Genomic DNA, 5,435 nt, shown 5'->3' with positions numbered 1-5,435 from the left:
CCAGGTGGCGGAATTGGTAGACGCGCTAGCTTCAGGTGCTAGTGGCCTTACGGTCGTGGAAGTTCAAGTCTTCTCCTGGGCACCATCTTTACGCAAAAAGGCCGACTCTCACGAGTCGGCCTTTTTGTTTTGCAGGATGCGCAGCTCACCGGAACCAGATAGGCGGGACAAGCCAGATAAATCAGCCGGGGCGCCAGAAGATGCCCCGGGCCAATTCACTTAGCGGCCACCAACGACCATGGGCAGCGGTTCCAGCATGGCGCTTTCCAGCACTGCGCCTTCAACCGAATCATCTTCCACCTTCGCGCTCTCTTCCTGCTCTTCTTCGTCGTCATCCGAGCCACCCAAAGGCTGCAGCTCACCGCCGTGCAACTGCACCTCCGGGAGATTCAGGGCGTCGATACCCAGACTGTACGGGGTTACCTCACTGAAGATACCCGGATCCAGCTGGGCGATATCATCCACCGGGTTCTGGATCGCGGATTTGAGGCCCTGCGCGGTCTGAGCACCAGCTACGGACTCAAGCTGATCACCAGTAGCGGTGAAGGTGGGTTGCTGGCCGACGAAGGCGGGCTCGAAGTAACTGAGCGCCACAATATCCACCGACTGGCTGGCATCCATCCGCAACGGATTGATCTCGGTACCGATATTGCCCCAGCGTTGCAGCTGAGAACCCAGCTGGATGGTGCCCGCGGTGATATGGGTTTCACCGAAGGTTTCCGCCGTCAGCAGACCGAAGCCGGCGCTGGCCAAGGACACGCTGCCACGACCGGCGTTGATCTGGTCGATATGCAGATCGTCCTGGGCAACGATGGAGACATCAACGTCCGCACCGCCAGAGCTCAGGCTCAGGGAACCCAAATCACTCTCGATATCCAAATCACCGGCCAGGTTCAACACCGCATTTTGCGCTTTCAGTGAACCACCAATGGTTTCGCGACTACTACTGGTGAGCGTAAGGTCGCCGGCAGGATCGTATTCCAGCGCCATGCCCGCCGCAGAGAAATTCACTCCGGCCTCACTGCCATCGGTAGTGAAGTCGAGTTGCTGACTGGACACGAGGTTAAGGCCACCGGTGGTATCGGCCAGCTGCTCGAAACCGCTGAAGCCAAAGTTACCCACCTTGTTCTGCGCGGTGGAATCACCGGTAATATCCCAGGTTTGCGAGGCCAGGAAGACTTCCAGGCGGTCACTGCCAGCACCGGCCGACAACACGGTCGGCTGCGCACCGGCGAGCAATTGCACCAGGTCGTCGCCATCACCCAGCAACAAACTGTCCAGCAAAGTACCGCTCATATAAACAATATCGGCACCTGCCCCGGTATCCACCGAATCAAAAGTACCGCCATCCATATGGAAGGTATCTGCCCCTGCACCGGCCACCAGATTTTCAAAACCGGTAAAGGATACGGAGAACTGCTCATCGCCCACGGTGCTCGCGCTGTCGCCCAGGGCCCAGGAGAGGGCTGCATCCATACCATAAAGAGTATCGGCGTCACTGCCCGCTGCTATGGACTGCACAGCGCCAAACTGTACACCACCAATGGTCAATTCAGACGGGCCGGAGAGGAGATAGTCGGCGGCAAGGTTCGGACCGCTGTAAGCGCCGGTATCCGCCACCCGCTCCAGGTTTTCAAACAGCACCGAGATGCTTTCCAGCTGGGCCACCGCACTGCCATCAACCAGCGCAGAATTCTCCGTTGCGGAAGTCCACTGGCCATTGCCACCGCTGACACGGTCGTCGCCATCGCGGGCATCCACTGAAGCCACACCGCTAAAGTCGATGGCGGCAACACGGATATCGCCACTGGCACCCAGTTCAAAGGTTTCATTGCCATCGGTTCCGATAATCTGGTCGGCGCCGCCGTTGCCAGCGACCGAGCGGATACCGGTAAACGCGATACCCTGGGCGCTCAACTCGCCCTCACTACCGGCAAGCACAAACTGCTCATTGGCACTGCTGCCAATCAAACCGGCATTTTCCGCCAGCACCTGATCCAAATCATGGAACACAACGCCATTGGCGGACACCGTACCCTCAGTGCCAAGCTGCCAGCTCTCTGCAGCACTGGCCACCTGGTTGCCGTCCTCCTCGCCAGAGAAGACTTCAGCCACGTTATCAAACAGGATATCCAGTACCGACAACGTACTACTGTCGGCACTCAGGGTGTAGCTCTCGGTAATGCTATTTTGCGAGCCATCCACAATCGCGGCATTGGTGGTCACCTGCTCGATTCCGGTAAAGGCGATATCGGCAACGGATGCACTGCCGCTTTGCGCCCCCAGAACCCAGCGCTCTCCGGCAGTGGTGGATACGGTATCGCTGCCCTGCCCTGCGGCCACGCTCTGTACATCACTGAAGGCGATGCCATCGGCTTCCACTGCACTACTACCGTTTACATTAAATGTTGTTGCCGTGGCATTGCCCGCTACATGACCGCTACCTGCACTGGCGCTTTCCACCTGAGTAAACTGCATACCTGCATGTGCCAGAGAGCCCGCAGCGCCCTGCAGTGTCCAGTCATCGCTCGCCTGCCCAATCACGCTATCTTTACCTGCGCCACCGGCCACACTGTTCACATCACTGAACACGATGCCGCCAGCCACCAGGGTGTTATTACCCTGAGCAGTAAGCACATCGTCCCCTGCCGAACCGGTAAATGTATTGGTGCGAGACACGGTAGAAACACCGGTAACCGCAATGCCGCCACTGCTGACCGCGTTGCTGCCGGAAAGCGTCACGCCATCCAAAGCCACCAGATCGATAGCCGCATCTTGCAGCGCCATGCTGCTGAGGCCATTAAAAGTGGCTGCGCCAGATGCGACGCTGCCGCTTGCGGCAATCTGCGCCGTCTCCTGGCCGCTCACACTGAGTGCAGCGCCACTACCGTTGAACAGCTCAACACCGGTAAACTGAATACCATCGTGAGAGACACTGTTATCCGCGGCCAGCTGATAGTCCACGCCAGCACGGGAAGTCACTTGGTCGTCACCGCCGGCGGCGGCCACGCTGGTCAGCCCATCAAATACGATATCGAATACGGAAAGCGCACCGCTGCCAGACATTACGAAAATGTCAGCGCCTGCTGAACCATTCAGCGCGGACGCAGTTGCGGAATCGATACCGGTAAAGTCGATGCCACTAGTGGCAAACGCGCCCGAGGCACCCGCCAGGGTAACTAGACCTACGGTGGTGACATCATCACTACCCGCACCTGCGTTTACCTGAGAGATATCGGTAAATTTCAGGGAGGCTACCGAGAAGGCGTTGCTACCGGTCACGGTGAAATCGTGACCCGCACCATTGCCGGTAACAATTCCGGAGCCGCCACCGAAGGTTTCAATGGTATTGAGTGTCAGACCGCCGTGAGTAACCGATACAGCCCCCGCCGCGAGTTTCCAGCCATCACTACCGACACTGGTAAAGGTATCTGCACCACCGGCGCCGTGAAGTGTGGTTACGGCATTAAAGGTGAAGCTTCCTACGCTCAGCACATCGTTGTCGGCCCACTCAAACAGATCGTCGCCATCGGTGCCGGTCAGGGTGCCTACGGTTGCGCTCTGGATACCGGAAAACAGCAAATCGTTTGCGCTCAGCTTGCCTGAGGTACTGGAGAGGCTGAGACCATCGGAGAAGGCACTGGCAGTCAGGGAATCCAGTCCGCCATTGCCGAGTACTTCCGTCATATCGTGCACGGTGAGCTCGCCGATGGAGACAGTGCCGTCACTGTTCAATGTAAAGTTATCGGCACCGGCGGTCCCCAGAAGGTTGGCGTTAACGGTTTTGAGGATTTCTACGTTTTGGAAGGCAACACCGTGGTTTTCTGCACTGCTCTCCCCCGTGATCAGCCAGTTATCCCCACTGAAACCGGTAACCGTATCGGTGCCGCCTTTTGCGTCGACATCGGTGGACCCACCAAGCTCAACTCCATCCAGTGTCACCACACCTTCCGCGGTAAACGCGAGATGATTATCCCCGTCGTCACCTTCGAGCAACGCCGCTAGAATTTTATCGATATCGTAAAACTTGATGCCGGCGTTTTGCGCATACTTCACCGTCTCACCGTCAACCGTTTCATCCAGCAGCTGCGCGGTGCCATCGGCATCCAGGATATCTTTCCCCTCACCACCGACGACGGTCGACAACCCGGAAATCGCCATATCGGCAGTGGTGATAGCTCCGCTATCAGTGACCGTAAACGTATCATCGCCACTGGTGCCGTCGAGATCCGCAATCACCGCGGTATCGATATTGGTAAAGGTAAAGGTATCGCTGAGACCGATTTGTTTGTCGGTACCCGTAAGTTCGAGCGTGCCGGTATAGCCGGTGGTGAACAGGTGATTACCGGAGGTAGATGTGGTTCTGCCGGTTTCGGATTCGCCGGCGTTGACGCCGGTCAGGCCGGTGAACGTCATGCCTTCATAACCAACCGCGATGGCTGAAGCACTGCCGCTCAAGGTAAAGGTTTCATCATTCGCGGTGCCGGTGAGGGCGGCGTTGCTTGCGACAAGGCTGGAGAAGCCGTTAAAGTCTATCTCGCTATTGCGCGCCGTATCCGTATCCTGCAGCAACCAGTTAACACCGGAAGCGCCCGTTGCGCTATTGCCCACGCCACCAGCGGTAACCGACCCCACATTGGTTAATAGCATCCCCAAAACACTGAGAGTGTTCGTGCCGGTAACAAGGAAGGCATCGCTGCCAGCACTACCGGTGACATTGGCACTGGCAACGTTCTTGATTCCGGTTGCGGTAATCCCGTGGGCCGTAACTTCATTCGAATTACCTGTCAGGGATACGCTGCCGGCATTGAGGGTATCGGTACCGCCGCTTCCGGCGATACCATTCAGGCCACTAAAGGTCGCGGTGTAGTCCGTTACGGTGACATTGTCTGCACCACTCACCGTGAAGGTGTCGCTGCCGGTCGCTGTGCCCTGCAGACCGGCACCGTTGGCGGCAAGTGACGAGAAGCCAACGAAATCAATACCGCTGTTGGCAACGGTATCGGAACCCTGCAGTGACCAGGCAGCAGCAGCGGCGCCAGTGGCACTGTTGCTGGTAGCACCTGCGGTTACCCGATCAACATCACTAAACAACATCTCCAAAACACTGAGAGTGTTTGTGCCGGTAACGAGAAAGGCATCGCTGCCGGTACTGCCGGTGACATTGGCACTGGCAACGTTTTTGATTCCGGTTGCGGTAATCCCGTGGGCAGTGACTTCGTTCGAATTGCCCGTCAGGGATACGGCGCCGGCATTGAGGGCGTCGGTACCGCCGTTGCCGGCGATACCATTCAGGCCACTAAAGGTCGCGGTGTAGTCCGTAACGGTGACATTGTCTGCACCACTCACCGTAAAGGTGTCACTGCCGGTCGCTGTGCCCTGGAGTCCGGCACCGTTGGCGGCAAGTGATGAGAAGCCGACAAAATCAATACCGC

At 57.7% G+C, this 5,435-nt stretch carries 1 protein-coding gene; it reads right to left on the bottom strand.

Annotated elements, in window-relative coordinates; genetic code table 11:
* Positions 1–219 precede the first annotated feature (219 nt).
* Positions 220–5,435: beta strand repeat-containing protein (locus ACXAG1_RS16935; protein WP_475120334.1), on the bottom strand; the 5,216-nt coding region annotated here is incomplete at its 5' end.

This window comes from Microbulbifer sp. ABE4_465 (assembly GCF_056160765.1).
Note: the sequence above shows the minus strand (reverse complement) of the source record. Positions and strands in the feature narration are given on the sequence as shown.